Source organism: Vibrio japonicus (genome assembly GCF_024582835.1).
Lineage (GTDB): Bacteria > Pseudomonadota > Gammaproteobacteria > Enterobacterales > Vibrionaceae > Vibrio > Vibrio japonicus.
Window position 1 is genome coordinate 493,805 of sequence record NZ_CP102097.1, and the last position, 18,279, is coordinate 512,083.

Genomic DNA, 18,279 nt, shown 5'->3' on the forward strand with positions numbered 1-18,279 from the left:
ATGTTGACGCCCAGGAATCCGCTACCAACTGTGGCAAACAAAATTTCCCTAATTACCATCTATTTAATTACGAAAGATTCAGGTAACGTGGAGACAAAGGACAAAAAAACAACATGAATTAAGGATAATCATGCTTCAACAGGTCGTTGGAATTCTCTTTCCCGTTTTTGCACTCGTCGTGGTTGGGTTTTCTGTTGGGCGTTGGCTAAAACCAGATTTCCGGCCCATTAACCGTATCAACATGGATGCATTTACTCCAGCTCTGGTATTTTCGTCCTTAGTTTCAATGCCGCTGGATACGGAGCAAATTCCATTGTTATCCGCGTCCTTAGTCGCAGTGCTCCTACCAGGCGTACTGATGTATCCAATTTGCAAGTTCTCTGGACTCAACTTTAAAGCTTGGGCTCCGCCACACATGTTCCGTAATAGTGGCAACCTTGCCATTCCGTTATTTACCTATACATTTGGAGATAGCGCACTCTCTTCCGCGGTACTTCTTTTCGTAGTCTCTGCTTGTGTGCATATTAGCGTGGGGCTCGTACTTCTGAGTGAAGGCAACCCAGTAAAACAGATCATACGTATGCCCGTTTTTATTGCCGCCGTGAGTGCATTAACACTCAACTTAAGTGGCATTGGTGTATGGGATCCACTCTATGAAGCAACCAAACTATTAGGACAAGCAGCTGTCCCGGTCATGCTGCTTTCTCTCGGCGCTCAAATGTGCCACATTCGCTTAAGCGGATTACGTGTTGGCATCCTCTGTACGCTTCAGTCGCTTCTTACGGGGGCTGTTGCTTTTGCCATTATTTACTTTGTCATTCCGCTGCCACCTCTTCAACTGCAGATGATGGTCTTGTTTACTATGCTGCCACCTGCAGTCATGAACTACCTATTCGCGGAACGCTTTTCTATCGAGCCAGCGAAAGTGGCCTCTATGGTATTGTTTGGAAACTTCTTCAGTATTTTCACCTTACCTCTGTTACTCACTTTCGCTTTGTCCCTCGGCTGACCACTCTTCTGGCGCGGTAAGCAGTGTTTTGCCTTTGAAAGTTTCCGCGCGAATGTCTTTGGGGTTGTAAATGGCGCAAGAATCCATAGATAAACAGCCACAGCCGATGCAACCGCCCAAATCATCCTGTAGGGCTTTTAGCTGCTGGATTCGATGCTCAAGCATGTCATGCCAACTTGATGCCATTGCCTCCCATTGCTTCCTATTTGGCGCTTGATGCTTAGGCAAATGAGACAAAGATTGTGCAATTTCTTCTAAGGTTAGTCCTACCTCTTGAGCAGCTTTGATCACCGCGAGTCGGCGTAAAATGCTTCGGTCATACCGCCGCTGATTACCTTGGTTTCTCCAACTGGTGATTAACCTTTTCTGTTCATAAAAATGGAGCGCTGAGACTTTAATCCCGGCACGGGCTGCCACTTCTCCCACTGACATATCCATATCTTCCTCTCATAAAACACAAAAAATCACTTTACCTCAAGTTTACTTGAGGTTTTAGAGTGTGGGCAAGTCAAATAGGTTTAGGAATCAAAAATGAAACTAATAATGAAGAGCAGAACCATACCTTATTTATCAGGACGATTTTTCGACGGCATTTCTTCAGGGCTGTTTATGATGGCACTACCTTGGATAATGTTAGCAACCCCCAACATGGGGTCATTTGTGGCTATGGTCGCTCTAGCATGTACCGCTATTTCTTTTTTCCTGACACCATTTTTCTCAACACTTATTGACCGACACTCTCGGAAATCCTTGCTCGTTTTAGTGCAATTTATTCAATTTGGCACGGCTGGTGTCGTGTTTGTGGCTTATTCACTTGATTTAGGCTCACACTGGTTGCTTGCTGGTGCGCAGCTCGTTTATTGGGTGTCGAGTAATTTAGGTTGGACGACAAATAATGCCTTCACTCAGGAAAACTACGAGCCCCATGAATACGCGTCTATTTCGGGAAAACAAGAGGTCATAATGCAAGGTACAACGCTAGGTGCTGGCGCTTTAGGTGTCGTGCTCTTAGAGCAGTGGGGAATGCTCGAGTTCTCCGCTTTTGCAACCATAGCAGCAAGCATTGCAACACTGAGTTATATCATCACGCCATATCGACAAAAATTAAGAGAGACGAACACGGCCTCTTTTATAGAACAATTAAAAGAGAGCAAAAAGATAATCACAAACGAGCCACGATTTTATGCGTTTTTAATGTTATCGGCACTTTCTTACCCTATTCTGACCTACTTAGGCAAACTCGTACCAATCTGGTTTTCTGAAACCGGTGTATCAGGACACTGGTTAGCTGGCTACAATATTGCCTTTGGTTTGGGATCCCTGATAACGGGCATTTTTGTCACTCGCCTGCTTTCCCTAAGCACACACACGTCGACCATAGTTTACGCCATGATCATCGCAGCCGTCTCAGTCGTCGGAATGAGCTTCTCAGTGCACCCTGCACATTTGCTGCTGTTCACTCTGATATTTGGTGTGTTTAATGCGTTAAATCGTATCGCTCGAACAAACTGGATGCATCACACCATCGCCGTCGAACAGCGTGGGCGAGCGGATGGTGGCCTGCAGATGTTTGCGACGCTTATCCAGAGCATCAGTTACGTCGTGATTGCACTACTAAGCCATTACGATTTAACAGAATATGGTTTTATGATCGCAGCAATAACGATGATAGGCGCTGCTATGCTCATGCGTTTTTTGGCCGCCAAAATAACAACGAACCAAGTGGCTGTCCCGCAAAACTAGTGGAGCCGGACTAGCGCATGCACTGATTATCACTTCGTATGTGGCTCTTATTTACATTATTCAACTTTTTATCATGACCTAGAACAAGTTATCAGTATGTAACAGCGTGAATACATCTCTTTTATGATACAGGTCAGCAGCCCGAAAAGATGAACTTGATAGAGTGAGCATTGCCTTAGTCCAATAACCTAAATTAATCAGTGACCTATGAAACTAAGTAATCTATCTATAAAAGCAAAACTTAGCTCAATTGTTGTACTCTCGTTCGTGTTAATTCTTCTTGCGTGTGCTTACAACCTGCTCCAGCAGCGAAGCTCCTCGATGGCGGAACGCGAAAATAAATTGAGTTCTCAAGTGGAAACGGCTGTTAGCGTGGCAAAGCACTATTACGATCAGCGCAACGAACTGGGTGAAGAAACCGCTAAGCAAAAAGCACTCAATGCTCTCAATTCATTACGCTACGATCAAACCAACTACTTTTGGGTTCTCAATCAAAATCTACAAGTGGTTAACCATCCCCTTAAACCTGAACTCAACGGGAAAAATGCGGAAAACTTTAAAGATGGTGCGGGTAAGTTCCATTGGCGCGAAATGGTCAGTATTTCGAAAACCTCTGAGCAAAAAGGGTTTTTGGACTATCAATGGAAAAGTCCGCAAGGTGAACTGAAAGACAAAATCTCATACGTACAGCTACTTCCAGAATGGGGATGGGTTATCGGCTCTGGTATTTTGGTCGCGGATATCAATGAAGCGTTTTACGCCTTAGCTATTCAGGAAGCACTCGTGGTAGTTGTGCTCTCTACCCTACTATTTGCTATGGGTTACGCGATTTCCCACAACATAGTGACACCACTGAATAAACTCATCGACAACACTGGACTTATCTCGGACGGGGATTTGCGCGTTCGCATGAACTTGACGCGCAATGACGAATTGGGACACATGAGCGTCCAGATTGACAAGATGTTGGATAAGTTGCAAAGCACACTGAAAACTGCGCACAATTCAGCACAGATTTCGAGCAACATGGCGAGCAATATCGCACAAGCCAGTGAAGAAGCCGCAACCAGCGTACACTCACAGCATGCTCAATTGGAGTTACTTTCTACTGCAATGACAGAGATGAGTGCAACAATTAATGACGTTGCGCATAACGCTGAAGCCACCGCAGAAAGTACCAGCAAAGTGATGGAGCATACCGAGCAAAATGATCACACGATGGAAGCGACGTCTAAGGCGATTTCTGACGTATCACGCGATATATCCATGGCAAATGAGTTGGTATCAGAACTCCAAGCTGGCGTAAATGAAATAAGTAAAGTGGTCAGTGTGATTCGCGATGTGTCTGAGCAAACGAATCTTCTTGCTCTGAACGCGGCAATTGAAGCTGCGCGAGCTGGTGAACAAGGCAGAGGTTTTGCGGTTGTCGCTGATGAGGTCAGAAACCTAGCGAGCAGAACCCAGAAATCGACCAATGAAGTCCAGCACACGATCGACACCCTCATTGAGCATGCCGAGCGTACATTCGTCGCGATGCAAAGTAGCAACGATAATGTCGACAGTAGTGTTAACGCGTCAAATCAAACGCGTGAGCAGCTCAATGTGATAGTAGCTGAAATGCAAAACGCGAACGATATGGTGGCGCAAATTGCAGCGGCGTCAGAGCAGCAAAGCTCTGTTGCATCAGAAATGAACCAAAACGTAACCAGTATTCACCTGTCTGCGAACGAGGTTTTACAAGCCTCTCAAACGCTTGCCGAAGAAAGCCAAGAAATGGCAAACACGGCAGAGCATCTATCCACGCAGTTGCAATACTTCAAAGTTTAGTTAACAACATTTAATCAAAATAATGGGCTCGTAATTCGAGCCCTCTCAATGAAACTACAACAAAACCAAAGTAAAACTAGAGTGGGTTAAACGTCTAACGACATTCCAACTTGGTTAAGTCTATCTCTAAACTCATCAATACTTTCTGCCTGATAGGTTGGCGAGCCATTAAAGTATCTAGGCTTCTCTGGTAACATAGCGTTTTTTAACGCTTTTTCTTGCTCGACATCATCATGGTAGACAGTAACGCGATGTGGGATATCCTGTTTGAATGTCGCCATTTATGTTCTCCTTTCGTATGACGTTTACTCCCTTTAAGCGTAGAAAAGAACGTTTTTTTGTCAAAACAAGCGGATTACCACAAGAGTGCAATCTGGTCTCTTTTTACCCTTAATTTATAGTGAGTTAGGAACATCATGCCTCACAAAAACTCAAAGAAAGAGAATTGCTATTCTGTGAGCTGAGAGCCATAACGCTGAACTGATATCCCCCTTAGTTTCTTCTACCTAACTCACATTTTCCTTTTCTACGCCCCCTAATATACTCACAAGGATGAGCAGCTTTAGGTGACCTTGCTTTAGCCTGAAAATATCCCTAAAAATCACAATGAAGCGTAAGTTTGGCCTACGGAATGAAAAAGCAAAATATCTATCAAGTGTTCACTCGCCTTTTTGGTAACACTAAGACGACTAACCAACCATGGGGCACACTTGAGCACAACGGCGTCGGAAAGTTCAGCGACTTTACGGATAAAGCACTGAATGAAATAAGAGAATTAGGCATCACACATATCTGGTATACAGGGGTGCCTCACCACGCTATTGTCGCGGATTACTCTTCTTATGGTATTAAAAACGACCACCCAAGTGTCGTAAAAGGAAGAGCCGGCTCACCTTATGCAGTAAAAGATTACTATTCCGTCAACCCAGATTTGGCAGACGACCCTAGCCAACGAAATGAGGAATTCTTTGCGTTAGTTGAGCGAACCCACAAGGCCGGAATGAAAGTGATCATTGATATTGTGCCTAACCACGTTGCTCGTGTTTACAAAGGGCTAAACAACCCTGAAGGTGTGACTGATTTTGGCTCTGACGATGACACATCGCTTGAGTACCACAGAGACAACAATTTCTACTACATTCCAAACCAAGCCTTTACTGCCCCTGATGAACTCTTTTACAACCCTCCATTAGGCGGAGAACCACACCCTGACCTAACACCACAGTATGAAGAATTTCCCGCAAAGTGGACAGGAAACGGCTCCCGGTTAGCCAAACCTAACGCTGATGATTGGTACGAAACGGTAAAGGTCAATTACGGTGTTAAACCGGACGGAACAAAAGACTTCGACGTGCTGCCAGAAGAGTACAGACATAAAGACCACCAAGCACACTTTGAGTTTTGGCAAAACAAGCGCATCCCTGATTCTTGGGTGAAGTTCAGAGATATCGCCATTTATTGGATAAAACTGGGGGTCGATGGCTTTCGCTATGATATGGCCGAAATGGTGCCTATCGAATTTTGGAGCTATATGAACGCCTGGATAAAGCACATTAACCCAGATGCGTTTTTAATGGCCGAAGTCTATCAACCCAATCTCTACCGCGATTACATTCAACTTGGCAAGATGGATTACTTATACGACAAAGTCGACTTATACGACGGCCTAAAAGCTATAATGCAGGGCCATGGTTCTACACGAGAAATTGGCCGAATTCAGCATGAACTGGCCGACATAGAACATCATATGCTCCACTTTTTGGAAAACCATGATGAACAGCGTATCGCGTCGCCTGAATTTGCCAACAACGCAGACAAAGGTAAACCCGCGATGCTTGTCTCAACCTGCCTTTCGACCTCTCCAACTATGATCTATTTTGGTCAGGAAGTTGGCGAACTGGGGGCGGAGTCTGCCGGTTTTGGGCAACCTTCACGTACGTCCATTTTCGACTACATTGGTGTGCCTCATCATCAACGTTGGATGAACCAAGGCAAGTTTGATGGTGGCCAGCTCTCGGACTCTGAAAAGTCTTTGCGCGAGTTCTACCGCACACTACTTAATCTCGCCTTAAAAAGCCCTGCCCTCACTGGAAAATATCATGACCTCTACTGCGCCAACTTTGACGTATTTGATGACATGCAAGATCAGCTGTTTGCGTTTGCTCGTTCACACGAGGAGCAAAAACTCATCATTGCAGTTAATTTTAGCGATACGAAAAGCAAAACGCTGGATTTGATCATTCCACGCGAACTGATCGAAGAATGGCAACTCTCATCAGGGACATACGCTCTTAGGGATGAGTTGAACGAGGCTCGCTATGAATTGAACGTGCGTGAGCAAGTAGGCGTGATTCAGATAAGATTTGTCCCCCTAGCCTCCCTTCTTTTGGCTCTTGACCGCTGAGTTTTTGAAGAATCCAGGCAAAACGGCGAATGTCTAAGCAGGTGACTGGCGAACTGGTAGTATTAAAAGTGTAGGAAAGTTAAAGTAACGCACATATTTGAAACGTTGCGATATGAAAACGAAAGAGCACATTTTAATGATTGATGATGACAAAGTAATTGATAACCTAGACGATCTTGAAGCATTTCTAATCAGTGTCGAAAGTGGTTCGCTAGGCCTGCAGAACATTGCTGGTGTGGCAATGGCTACCCACAATGCTTCTGGTCGCCATTTTGTGGCCGTTTTGGACGACAAAAACCAGCTCCTGCTAGGTCGATGGGTTACAGAGGAAGTGTTCCAAACTGGGCAAGACTTGGTTCGCAACGGTCCTCGCCGCAAGCACTAACATCTAGTCCGCCAGTGGCGGGCTTTGTTTTACTAACGCCAAGAAAACCCCAACACTTTGAACAAAAATTAAGTTTTATTTGCTACTCAACAAAATAAACCTAGCCTTTGTAGAATTAACGTGTATAGTATCCGCAGCTCTTACAAACGAGCTATTAGTGAAACATTTAGTACAAGTCTTTTCTCAGTTACCTTTCGATACCGTTCGTCTAGATCCTGCGATAACTTTTCTTAATAATCCCTACAATAGCGTTTGTTCGCAGTTTTATTTTTAATTTTTATCGAGGTATATCCTATGTCTAAAATGACTGGTTCAGTTAAATGGTTCAACGAAACTAAAGGTTTTGGCTTCATCACTCAAGACAACGGCGGTGCTGATGTGTTCGTTCACTTCAACTCTATCGTTTCTGAAGGCTTTAAAACTCTAGCTGAAGGCCAAAAAGTAAGCTTCGACGTAGAGCAAGGCAAAAAAGGCCCTCAAGCGTCAAACGTAGTAGCGCTATAAGCATTCCAAGGTGTGGTGAGCTTCTCATCACACCTATTCTCCCCCCAAAGCATCCCGCTTACCACTCTTCATTTTTCTTATCTCCTCAAAATAAGGTTAATAATGTCTCGAAGAACGAGCCGCCAGATATACTGGTACAAATCACTGCGTGATAAAGATACACAAAGGAAAACCCAACCCATTGTTTAAAATTGAATTTGAATTAGAAAACCCCAACATACGGTGGTCAACAGAAATACACCAACTCAATAGTGACATTCTGCAACGCCATATCCTTCCTAAGCTCCACACTAACCAATACCCACTCCACTTTCATTTCTATGAACAATCCCAGCAAGGCGATATTTTTGCAAAAAGCGGGGATAAATTGGGGACGTTTCACATCCAATAAGCAGCTATCGATAAATAACGAGAGCTAGAAGAAAGAGAATAAATCATTCAAATTTTATACCAATCTGGAAAATTAACTGGTCAGGTCTGCCCATTCTCTCGAACACATCTTGGTGACTCTGTTGGAGCATGCCAAAAAACGATTCCAAGCCCTACACACTTTGGAGACAATGTCTTCGTAATCCGCAAAAGACTGATTGGCGAGATAGTGTTGTCTCATCCAGCTCCATACTTGTTCTATAGGGTTTAGCTCTGGAGAATAGGGGGGAAGTTTGATGACACTGATGTTCTGAAAGCCATTAGCGATATCTTCTGTATGCCATCCTGCGCCATCCATAATGATGACGGCATGACGTCCTTTTTCAGTGACCGCCGATATTTGCTTTAAATGCTCAATCATGAGGTCTTTATTGACCCATGGGACAACGATAGCCTCACCAATACCTTTTTGAGGACAGACAGAACCAAATAGATACGCATATTCGAACTGTTGTTGCTTCACTGCTCTGGGACGTGTGCCTCTTTCAGCCCATAACCGTGTTGTTGTATTTTGTTGCCCAAATCGAGCTTCATCCTGAAACCAGATATCGACATGCTTTAAAGCGACATGACCTGGGATCTTAAGGATCGTTTCGTCTTGGAGTTTTTTTAAAATCTTCCTGTATCGCTTGGGATTGTTGTGGGTGTTTTGAACGGGAAGTGACCCATGAGAAACCCATATGCTCGAGTAGGTAATAGATAGAATCAGGATGATAATGCTGGCCAAATTCTTTCACAATATAGGCATGGATATCGGCGCCGGTCAGTCGCCCACCTTGAGTATCATGAGCTTTATCTTTGATGTATTGGCTCAATTGCTCCCTTTGTTCAGAAGTTAATAATGGTGGTCTTCCCGTTCTTGGCTTTTCCTTCAGCCCTTCTAATCCTTCTTCAAGAAAGATTTGAACCCATCGATTAACACTGGTTCGGCTCACCTTAAGAAACTTGGCGATTTGGGTACGAGAGTGTCCATCTTTGAAATGAGCAAGTGCGAGCAATCTCATTTTCATCTGGATGGATTTCTGCTGGCTTGCGAGCTTTTTAAAATCAATATTCTTGAGGCTATCCATAGCGAATACATTCTATTGTTGAATGGCCTTAAATTAGATCATATTTTTTCTTAGATTGGTATTAGTTGACCACTACACCCTGACTAAGAAGGTGGGCTTAGCCTTCAGGCTTTATATCAAAACTCGTAAAATAAAGCCTTAGATGCCCACTACAACCCTAATTCACTTTCATTGATGGCTGCACTAACGCTTCTTCTGTGTATCGTAACTGATTTGCTTACCTACATTCTTTAGTTGCACCCCTGCCTTATTGAACGCCTTTTGGATCGTTGTTGAGACATGCTGGCGACCTTCTCCCACTAAAAATTTTTCTTTATCTTGATTCGTTTCGAATACGCAGACTATTTCTAAGCTTTGTGGAAAAGAAGAGAATTTGACCGTATGAGTCACCCAAAGAAAACCATCGTAGCCTTTTAACGTATCTTCACAAACTTCGGTTAACACGTCTCTAATTAGATTATCGACCTTCTTATCTGATTTTCGCATGAAGCAAACTTCCTATTTAACACTTTTAAAAAGGCTTCAGTATATATTGTCTTAAACGCTATTGGGCAGTGGAATGTGGTCAACAGTCTGTCGACAAAATTATTCTTATGAAGGTTTACTGTGTTCTAAACACATTTAGTTGACCACTACACCTGAACCCATACTTCTCTTTTCAAACCATCGCATCAGAACTATAGATATCTCTATACTGTATACTTTGCTACACTCCGCCCTTTGATGAGTAAGGCCCCTAAAATGATGACTGACGAAGAAAGAATCGAACTGCAACAAAACAACCCACTGCACGGGCTAAAGCTAGAAACTATGTTGCAAGAGTTAGTGGATTTTTATGGCTGGGACATTCTAGATACAGCAATGCGCTTTAATTGCTTTAACACCAAACCTTCAATTGCGAGTAGCGTGAAGTATTTGAAGAAAACCGAATGGGCGAGAGAAAAGTTAGAAAACTTTTACCTTTATCGATTTAAGCGCATGCCGCGAGCGAGTGCGGAAGAATACAATTTACCACCGAGAGCTCGTACTTTCCCTCATGGCCTTGAGCCTAAAGAGCCGATGCCGCTAACCGTTGACTCTATTCTAAAGTCACAGGCGAAAGCAGCATCTGCATTTAAAAATCGCTCACCTCGTGGACGACCGACACGTCGATAGTACATACCTTAGAAAGCAAAGAGCCCTGCTTGACTCTTATCAAGCAAGGCTCTGTTGTGCTTCAAAGGAATCGATGGAAGCAAACACCCGAACTGGCTCGCCCTTTCCTACCCCAACGACTCCCGCTGTAAAAAAATCAGTGGTTAACGTACTCTATTGAGTGCGCTTTTTCTTCTTTTTCCCTGTGCCTGCTGGCTTTGCACGCGGCTTCATTGGTAAGAAGTATGCTTCACTTTGATCGTCTTCCACTTCAAAGCCCTCTAACTGCTCGCGTTCAAGCTGGAACTTATTCTTCTTTTCTATCACTTTAAAATGGTGGTAGTCATCGTAATCGATAAGAGATAGCCCTAGCCCCACTTCACCAGCACGACCACTGCGCCCGATTCGATGCATATAATCGGCGGGGCTACGTGGAAGATCAAAGTTAATCACCACTGGCAGTTTTTCAATATCAAGACCGCGTGCTGCGATATCGGTAGCAATAAGTACTTGAACCTCACCAGACTTAAAGTCTTCAAGGACACGAGTACGAGCACCTTGCCCTTTATCGCCATGGAACACCTCGGCAGTGATGCCGCGTTTTGACAATTTTTGAGCGAGGTGGTTACAGGCATTCTTAGCATTCACAAAAATCAAAGTCTGTCGCCATTGATGCTGTTTGATTAGGTGCGCAAGTACCGCGGTTTTCTCACCTTTGTTTACACTAAACACACGCTGTACCAAAGTGCTGGCTTCCGCGCTCTGTAATTGAACTTCAACAGGATCGTTAAGTAAATGCTGAGCCAACGTCGTGACTTTCTCAGGGAAAGTTGCAGAAAATAGCAGCGTCTGTTTCTTCTCAGGTAGTAAGGCAAGAATCTTATTGAGTTCGTCGGTAAATCCGAGGCTCAACATACGATCGGCTTCATCAAGGACAAGTGTTTTTACTTGGTCCAGCTTGATGGCGTTGCTGGATACAAGATCAAGCAATCGACCCGGCGTAGCCACTATAATGTCACAACCACCACGAAGTGCTAGCATTTGAGGGTTCACTGATACACCACCAAATACAGCAACCGTTTTGATCTTATCTCTAAGATGGTATGAGTAGGATTTAACGTTGTATGCCACCTGTGATGCCAATTCACGAGTTGGAACTAAAATTAGGTGAGAAACAAAATTACCACGACGATTATTTGATGTATCTTGCTGAAGAATCTTTTGCAGAATTGGCAGCGAAAAAGCGGCTGTTTTGCCAGAACCCGTATTGGCACCACCAACCATATCTCTCCCATCAAGCACGTGAGGGATTGCATGAGATTGAATAGGTGTAGGCTGGTGATATTCTAACTCTTCTAGTCGCTCGACTAAGGTTGGAACCAGGCCAAGATCGGCAAATGTCGCCTGCTGTGATTTATCTGTCATTACTATGAGTGGCTCAGTGCTAGGTAAAGGCCGTGTATCTTATGCTATTTAGCACGAGGATGTTAGCGATAATGAGCCAAACAGAAGATAGGCTGGAGGAAAGATTAAGGTTGCTGTGGCAGGTCACATCCGTTTCAAAGGCTTCACTACACTATCTAAACCTTCGATTTTCAGAGCTAAACATAACTTTAGCAAATCGCCTAACTCGCCATCTGGCCAACCCTTTTTATCAAACCACAACAGATACTCTTCCGGTAGATCAATAAGTACGCGCCCAGCGTATTTGCCAAACGGCATTTGCATACGAGCTAATTTGATCAAGTTTTGTTTTTCAAGCATGGTTCAACATCTAACGCGAGTAACAAAACCGAAGAGTATCACTAAAACCTTATAAGCAGTAGTTTGAAGTATGGAAAAACGAGTTCAAGGTGCGGTCAGCGCTACTCTGGCTTAACGACGTGAGCATATTCCACAACAACTTGGTTGCCGTCGATGTACGCATTTTGGATTTCGCCATCCACACTCATTCGGCTCTGTAAATAAACAACCACTGGCCCACTCGCTGAGTTTTCTTGTAATGAAGGGACAACTTGGTTCGGTTCCAAACGCAAAAATCGACAAAACTGGCTAACGAATGACATGTTTAGAGGCTGTTCACCGCGAAGCAGCTGAGAAAATGTCAACTGGTTCATTCCCAGTTTTTTGGCAAACTCCATTTGTGTAAGGCGCATTTTAGATTTATGCGACATCCAAGTGTGATAAAGCGCTTCTCTATCTTTTTCTGTAAATTCCATGGTCAATTCCTGTATGAGCTTTGATATAAATTGTCAGCCTTTTCTTACAGAGCCATGTCAGAGTTTAGTTAGAGCAGTATCAAGGTTTGGTAGAGTCATTAATGAGACTTGCCTCTCTATTGGCCTACATCCTAAGTAGCGAGCGTAAAAAAAACGGATACTTGCGCGTATCCGTTTTTTATATCTTATTAGAACCAACTTAGGACTAGGCGCTGAACCCAATCCCACAAACGTTTCAAAATCCCACCTTGCTCAACGTCAGCTAATGCCACCAAGTCAGCCCGCGCGACTTCCTTTTCGCCAGCCATATAGATGACATTACCTAATTTATCTCCCGCATGAATGGGCGCTTCTAGTTCGCTCGCAATCTCAATTTGTGCTTGTAGGTCAGAAAGCTCGCTTTTACTCAGCGTCAAATAAACATCTTCCTTCACGCCCACTTCCAGATCGTTTTTATCACCCATCCAGACCTTAACAGAGCTTAATGGATCTCCTGCTTTCGTTGGTGTCACTGTCTCAAAAAAGCGGAATCCATAACTTAATAGCTGTTTACTTTCTGACTCTCTACTTTTCGTGCTATTTGAGCCCATTACCACACTGATCAATCGCATTTCACCATTGGTGGCAGAGGTTGCAAGGCTATAGCCTGCTCCACTGGTATATCCGGTTTTCATTCCATCGACATTTAGGCTTGGATCGCGTAACAAACCATTACGGTTGTATTGAGTAATGCCGTTATACGTAAAGGATTGTTCACTATAGAGAGGGAAAATATCGGGTAAATCACGAATAATCGCCTGACTTAACGTCGCTATATCCCTTGGCGTTGAATACAGTTCATCACTGTCTAAACCATGTGGGTTAGAAAATGACGAATTTGTTAGGCCAAGTTTATTCGCCCAACTGTTCATCAAGCTGACAAAACCATCTTCGCTGCCTGCGACATGCTCTGCAATTGCCACACTCGCATCATTACCCGACTGAACGACGAGACCACGATACAGATCGCTCAACGACACTTGCGTCCCGACTTCAATAAACATCTTGGAGGAGTCTGGGAAGTTCTTTGCCCAAGCGCGTTGGCTAATGGTGACTTGATCATCCAATGAAATGTTACCCGTTTGCACTTCTTGCCCGGCAACATAGGCTGTCATCAATTTTGTCAGGCTAGCAGGGTTTAGTGTGCTATCTGCGTTTTTTTCAACCAGTACTGCGCCTGTGTGGTAATCCATTAGAATATAACCTTTCGCACCAATAATTGGCGGATCGGGTACGACGGTAGGTGCAGAAGTAGCGCTAAGAGAAAAAGCGCACAGACTAAGAGCGATAAGAGAATTTTTCATAATAATGCTACAAGCTTCCAAGTTAAGGCCACTTGCACCAGTATAAACAAGCCAATTTTGGTTTCAGCGTGTTTGTAATCACTCGTTACCTTTATTGAAGGTTTATCGCAATTCCACGCAACAAACACCTCTTTTTACAACGAAAAAACCAGCACTATGTGGTGCTGGCTCTCTAATACAGATATTGCTGAGTGAACTATGCCGCTTGTTGGCTCATACGTTTAGTCATTAACTTATCTTTGTAAGTGAACCACACGTAGGTTGCCACAATAGAAAAGAACAGGTAGGAAAGCGCGAAAACCAATGGCGAGCCGATCAGACCTTGGCTTACTCCCCAGCTCACACCCGCAATCGTCACTGAGATTTTTGCTAACAGACCACAAATCAGTAGTGCCAGCGCCAATTGAGGGAATCGACTACTACGAAACGCAAACCAGTAACAAGCACCGACAGCCATAGTCGAGATGTAAAGACCTAACAAAAATGAATGTAGATGTTCTGCCGAGGCAACGCCTGCTGTCACTGATACCATCAAGATAAGAAATAATTTCATTCACTGCCCCGCTTTTATTCAAAAAGCATCTTTTCATTTATGAAAACTAATTTTGCTTATATTTTCTTCATTATCATCAAAAATTCAAGGGATAAATTGAGCATTTTTTCAACCAAAAACAGGGAGCATATCAATGTTAAACTAACGTTAAATCGTTAACTTTAAACGGCTCTTGGTTCCATTGGCTTTCAGAGGCATTAGTGGGAAAGCAAGGAAAGAAAGTCACAAACTGTTTACATCATTAGGACTAAAAAACTTTGCAATTTTGTGACCGTCCAACACTCAGACAGAACAAAAAAACCACAACTTTGGCCAAGCACAACCTAAGATTTCAAAAATGTTACTTTTTATCTCCGGACACGAGATATTTTGTGTGAACTTAACCACTGTTCAATTTTTTTCAACTCGTCTCAGCACTACACCTCTGCTACATTTGCGCCACAAATTTTCAGGTTCTAATTTTCATGCTTTCAGAGTACCGCATTAACAAGATCGTCGAGGTCGGGGACACCTTACACCGCAGTGGGTGTGCGCCCTACAAGTTGGAAAAATTCACTAAATTTTACGCTCGTAAGCACGGCGTAGATGTGATGATTCAAGCAACACCTACAACTGTTAATTATCAATTTCCTGATGACAATAACGCTGTCATTATGAAGCGCCACCAGCCAGCCTCGATCAATCTAAGCTTGCTCGCGAACACAATTATTCGAATAAACCAACCTAGCCATGAACCGATTCCTGAGCCTGTTGGCTATTCGAAATGGATACAAGCGTTAGCAAACATGGGAATACCCCCTGCGTACCTTATGCTGGTCGGTAGCACACTTGATGCCATCTACATATCTGTATTTCTTGGCTTTGTCATTTGGCTCAGTCAGCAAGTCTGTAAAGCAAGAAGAGCGATCGCCGTCGAGTTCATCGGAGCTCTTTTAACGGGTATTCTCGTGGCGTTTTTTGCCAGTACAGCGGCCGCTATTCCCGTATGGGCACTTTGTATCGCTTCTGTGATTCTTTTTGTCCCCGGGCTATCGATTGCGAACTCACTGGAATGTCTCGCATTTAACGACTTGGTTTCAGGTACAAGCTTACTTGGGCAAAGTGCTCTCACACTAATCAAGCTGTTTGTTGGTATTGTGATGGGGCTAAATATTGGCGAGTCTATATGGGGGCACGCGCAGGCGACTCAATATGTCAATGAAGTTCCAACTTGGCTACATGTGTTTGGGTTATTCCTACTTTCTATATCGCTCGGTATTATATTTAACGCTCGTCCAAAAGACATTTTGCTTGGTCTTCCCGTTGCTGTTTTGGGGATGTGGGGGCCATTTTACCTCGGTTTTGAAAGCGGATGGGTTGTCGGCACTTGGGTTACGACCGTCTTAATCACTCTCTACGGGACTTGGCTAGCGAAAAAATTGGAGTTAACAGGCGCGATTTATATTGTTCAGGGGATTATTATCCTCGTTCCAGGAAGTCGTGTTTTGGTCAGCGCTGGACAGTCTGTTTTTGAGCAATCAATTTTACCTATACCGAGTATCGGTCTTTCGGCGTTATTCATGTTCTCAGCCATTGTCGCTGGACAGATCACCGCTTACTCGATCTACTCACCTAAAATAGAACGTTAAGGCTGTCAGTTTCTTTTGGGGCCTTTGAATGAAGAAAGAGCCCTATTCAAACTTCGCTTCCTAAGCGGCTTTTGAATAGGGCTCTTTCCCTTTGTGCTTCATTTTACGGCAAAAACTGCCTTTCCCTTTCTTCGCTTTCTCCACTCTCACCTTAAACAACTGACTTGTCACAACAGCTTTGAGCGCATTGTCTTTGATTTCGCCTCTTCCGACTTCAAGCCTATCCTGAAGTGAAAGTTGGCTGCTGTCCGCTTTTTGATTCTTTTTGGGCATTGATACCTCCAAATGATGATGACGAACGACCACAACTGGATGTTACTTATCTCGAATAAAGACAAGCCTACACATCCATGATTTCGCGCAGACAATATTACACTATTTACGTTTCTGCACGTATTATTTAAGAAACTATACTTAGCGCAAGTTTCTAGTGAAAACCAGTCTGAATTAGTAAATAAACAGATCTATTTTGATTGACTTACCCGTACTACACTTTAAACTTGAACTCAGCTAGAAAACGGTTCTTGTTCAATTCGCCGTTTCGTTGGATTTCCTTGTATATCTTCCGTAACGTCGTGCTCAATAGCAATCTCCTTTTCCACGCTATCGGTGCCGTCATGGCCTTTGTAAAAGATTTTCAAGGATATACATTATGTCTAACACTGTTACTGGTACAGTTAAATGGTTCAACGAAACTAAAGGTTTCGGTTTCATCAAACAAGAAAACGGCCCAGACGTTTTTGCACACTTCTCAGCAATCGAAGGTGACGGTTTCCGTACTCTTGCTGAAGGTCAAAAAGTTGAGTTCGTTATCACTCAAGGCCAAAAAGGCCCACAAGCTGAACACATCAAAGCTGTTTAACTTGTAACTAAATAAGTTCTATAATAGCCAGCATTTTTGCTGGCTATTTTTGTATCTGACATGGCACTCAAACCGACTATCTATAAATTCCGTATTTCTCTTTCTGACACGAACCGAGATATTTACGACTCCGCACAACTCACTATTGCGCTACACCCATCAGAAACCGTTGAACGCATGATGGCTCGTGTTCTTGCTTTTTGCATTAAGCACCAACCAGGCTTGACCTTTACTAAAGGTTTGTCATCAACAGAAGAGCCAGATTTATGGGTCAAATCGCTTGATGATCAAATTCTGCATTGGATTGAAATCGGCGAACCTTCTCTCGATCGCATTAAAAAAGCAACGCGCTTATCCCCTATCGTTGACGTATTCAGTTTTAACACTAAGTCAGACGTCTGGTGGGAGCAAATAAAGAACAAAGCTCACCAATATAACGCGAATGTTTACCGCTTGGATTGGGAAGCGATCTCAGCGCTATCTCAAGTTGTCGAACGCGGTATGGATCTATCGGTCATGATTACTGGTGAAAGCCTATTTGTCGATTGCTCACAAGGCTCATTTGAAATCCACTTAGAGACACTCTATTCCAATGAATAAATTGGAGACAGCTCTAAAAGATATCAAAGCTGATTGCCTATTGAATCACGCTGATGCTCAAAAACAGTGGGATGTTTTTTGCGAACAATATGTGACGCTGTTTGAGAAGGTCAGGCTAAATAAACCGGACTCTGATACAACACACCATTTATTGGGGATCTTGACAAAGGCACATATTGAAGCGCAAACACTAATTCAGCATCACCAAGAATCCTTAGGTAAGATGGAGCAAGTTTTCAAAGATACCCTTGGTGAAGAGCACGCGTCCCGCTTTGAGAATCAGAGCCAAAAACAACTGATTTTTGTTACGCACCTTTGGCTTTATATTCAAGGCTACCTATATATGGATTTTAGCCTAGCGAATGACCATGCGGAGCAAACGGCGAAGATACTCTCTCCAATGTCTGCGCAACAACCTGAGGCTCTACGCTCTGAGTTCCTCGGAAGCTTCTATCAAGGTATCGACAACTCTCCAATCGAGAAAACAACTCACCCAATACTCGGTTGGCTCAAGTCGCTGTTTAAATCCTAATAATTCGGATTATTTGAAACATAAAGGCTTCCAACAG

The 18,279-nt window shown here is 43.6% G+C and carries 21 protein-coding genes; 11 read left to right on the plus strand and 10 right to left on the minus strand.

What is annotated here, in order from left to right; all coding sequences use genetic code 11:
• The first annotated feature begins 130 nt into the window (after positions 1-130).
• Positions 131-1,009 (plus strand): AEC family transporter, encoded by an 879-nt coding sequence (locus NP165_RS15365; protein WP_257086634.1) that lies wholly within the window; start codon positions 131-133, stop codon positions 1,007-1,009.
• On the opposite strand, the gene soxR is transcribed toward NP165_RS15365, so the two are convergent.
• Entirely contained in the window at positions 980-1,447 is a 468-nt protein-coding gene (gene soxR / locus NP165_RS15370; protein WP_257086635.1) for a redox-sensitive transcriptional activator SoxR, read from the minus strand. The genes NP165_RS15365 and soxR overlap by 30 nt on opposite strands.
• Positions 1,448-1,552: 105 nt before the next feature.
• Between soxR and NP165_RS15375 the strand changes: the two genes are divergently transcribed.
• Both NP165_RS15375 and NP165_RS15380 read left to right on the plus strand, forming a co-directional pair.
• Entirely contained in the window at positions 1,553-2,752 is a 1,200-nt protein-coding gene (locus NP165_RS15375) for an MFS transporter (protein WP_371133753.1), read from the plus strand.
• Between the two features lie 207 nt (positions 2,753-2,959).
• Positions 2,960-4,579, plus strand: a complete 1,620-nt coding sequence (locus tag NP165_RS15380; RefSeq protein ID WP_257086637.1) for a methyl-accepting chemotaxis protein — start codon at positions 2,960-2,962, stop codon at positions 4,577-4,579.
• An 86-nt stretch (positions 4,580-4,665) separates the two neighbouring features.
• Here the strand turns inward: NP165_RS15380 and NP165_RS15385 are convergent, their stop codons facing one another.
• Positions 4,666-4,860 (minus strand): hypothetical protein, encoded by a 195-nt coding sequence (locus tag NP165_RS15385; RefSeq protein ID WP_257086638.1) that lies wholly within the window; start codon positions 4,858-4,860, stop codon positions 4,666-4,668.
• A 350-nt stretch (positions 4,861-5,210) separates the two neighbouring features.
• On the opposite strand from NP165_RS15385, the gene NP165_RS15390 reads away from it, so the two are divergent.
• The 3 genes from NP165_RS15390 (at position 5,211) to cspE (ending at position 7,872) form a co-directional block, all read left to right on the plus strand.
• Positions 5,211-6,983 (plus strand): alpha-amylase family protein, encoded by a 1,773-nt coding sequence (locus NP165_RS15390; RefSeq protein ID WP_257086639.1) that lies wholly within the window; start codon positions 5,211-5,213, stop codon positions 6,981-6,983.
• A 136-nt stretch (positions 6,984-7,119) separates the two neighbouring features.
• Positions 7,120-7,368 (plus strand): hypothetical protein, encoded by a 249-nt coding sequence (locus tag NP165_RS15395; RefSeq protein ID WP_257086838.1) that lies wholly within the window; start codon positions 7,120-7,122, stop codon positions 7,366-7,368.
• Between the two features lie 303 nt (positions 7,369-7,671).
• Complete coding sequence (gene cspE, locus NP165_RS15400; RefSeq protein ID WP_257086839.1) at positions 7,672-7,872, plus strand: transcription antiterminator/RNA stability regulator CspE; 201 nt, start codon at positions 7,672-7,674, stop codon at positions 7,870-7,872.
• Positions 7,873-8,335: 463 nt separating this feature from the next.
• On the opposite strand, the gene NP165_RS20110 is transcribed toward cspE, so the two are convergent.
• A protein-coding gene (locus NP165_RS20110; protein WP_371133672.1) for an IS630 family transposase occupies positions 8,336-9,371 on the minus strand; the annotation gives its coding sequence in 2 pieces (ribosomal slippage) (positions 8,336-8,911 and positions 8,913-9,371; 1,035 coding nt in all).
• 183 nt (positions 9,372-9,554) lie between these two features.
• Positions 9,555-9,857, minus strand: a complete 303-nt coding sequence (locus NP165_RS15415) for a Fis family transcriptional regulator (RefSeq protein WP_257086640.1) — start codon at positions 9,855-9,857, stop codon at positions 9,555-9,557.
• Positions 9,858-10,112: 255 nt separating this feature from the next.
• Here NP165_RS15415 and NP165_RS15420 point away from each other — a divergent pair, with 255 nt between their 5' ends.
• Complete coding sequence (locus NP165_RS15420) at positions 10,113-10,526, plus strand: VF530 family protein (protein WP_257086641.1); 414 nt, start codon at positions 10,113-10,115, stop codon at positions 10,524-10,526.
• Between the two features lie 153 nt (positions 10,527-10,679).
• Here NP165_RS15420 and NP165_RS15425 read toward each other — a convergent pair whose 3' ends face one another.
• From NP165_RS15425 to NP165_RS15445, 5 genes are all read right to left on the minus strand, one after another.
• Complete coding sequence (locus tag NP165_RS15425; protein ID WP_257086642.1) at positions 10,680-11,930, minus strand: DEAD/DEAH box helicase; 1,251 nt, start codon at positions 11,928-11,930, stop codon at positions 10,680-10,682.
• Positions 11,931-12,053: 123 nt separating this feature from the next.
• Complete coding sequence (locus NP165_RS15430) at positions 12,054-12,269, minus strand: DUF3820 family protein (RefSeq protein WP_257086643.1); 216 nt, start codon at positions 12,267-12,269, stop codon at positions 12,054-12,056.
• Between the two features lie 101 nt (positions 12,270-12,370).
• Positions 12,371-12,724 carry a helix-turn-helix domain-containing protein gene (locus NP165_RS15435; RefSeq protein ID WP_257086644.1) on the minus strand — a complete coding sequence of 118 codons (354 nt, stop codon included), beginning with the start codon at positions 12,722-12,724 and terminating at the stop codon, positions 12,371-12,373.
• Positions 12,725-12,912: 188 nt separating this feature from the next.
• On the minus strand, positions 12,913-14,067 hold the full coding sequence (locus tag NP165_RS15440) for a D-alanyl-D-alanine carboxypeptidase family protein (protein WP_257086645.1): 1,155 nt from the start codon (positions 14,065-14,067) through the stop codon (positions 12,913-12,915).
• Between the two features lie 196 nt (positions 14,068-14,263).
• Positions 14,264-14,620: an NADH:ubiquinone oxidoreductase gene (locus NP165_RS15445; RefSeq protein ID WP_257086646.1), complete on the minus strand. Its 357-nt coding sequence runs from the start codon at positions 14,618-14,620 to the stop codon at positions 14,264-14,266.
• Positions 14,621-15,084: 464 nt separating this feature from the next.
• On the opposite strand from NP165_RS15445, the gene NP165_RS15450 reads away from it, so the two are divergent.
• Positions 15,085-16,248 carry a threonine/serine exporter family protein gene (locus NP165_RS15450; protein WP_257086647.1) on the plus strand — a complete coding sequence of 388 codons (1,164 nt, stop codon included), beginning with the start codon at positions 15,085-15,087 and terminating at the stop codon, positions 16,246-16,248.
• Between the two features lie 60 nt (positions 16,249-16,308).
• Here the strand turns inward: NP165_RS15450 and NP165_RS15455 are convergent, their stop codons facing one another.
• The gene (locus NP165_RS15455; RefSeq protein ID WP_257086648.1) at positions 16,309-16,521 is read right to left on the minus strand and encodes an alternative ribosome-rescue factor A; all 213 of its coding nucleotides are present in this window, start codon (positions 16,519-16,521) and stop codon (positions 16,309-16,311) included.
• Positions 16,522-16,900: 379 nt separating this feature from the next.
• On the opposite strand from NP165_RS15455, the gene NP165_RS15460 reads away from it, so the two are divergent.
• Genes NP165_RS15460 through NP165_RS15470 form a run of 3 tightly spaced genes read left to right on the plus strand, consistent with a single transcriptional unit; the run spans position 16,901 to position 18,242 of the window.
• Positions 16,901-17,110, plus strand: coding sequence for a cold-shock protein (locus NP165_RS15460; RefSeq protein ID WP_053394505.1), 210 nt, complete (start codon positions 16,901-16,903; stop codon positions 17,108-17,110).
• A 60-nt stretch (positions 17,111-17,170) separates the two neighbouring features.
• The gene (locus NP165_RS15465) at positions 17,171-17,710 is read left to right on the plus strand and encodes a YaeQ family protein (protein WP_257086649.1); all 540 of its coding nucleotides are present in this window, start codon (positions 17,171-17,173) and stop codon (positions 17,708-17,710) included.
• The gene (locus NP165_RS15470) at positions 17,703-18,242 is read left to right on the plus strand and encodes a hypothetical protein (protein WP_257086650.1); all 540 of its coding nucleotides are present in this window, start codon (positions 17,703-17,705) and stop codon (positions 18,240-18,242) included. Before NP165_RS15465 ends, NP165_RS15470 begins: the two co-directional genes overlap by 8 nt.
• The last annotated feature ends 37 nt before the right edge of the window (positions 18,243-18,279 follow it).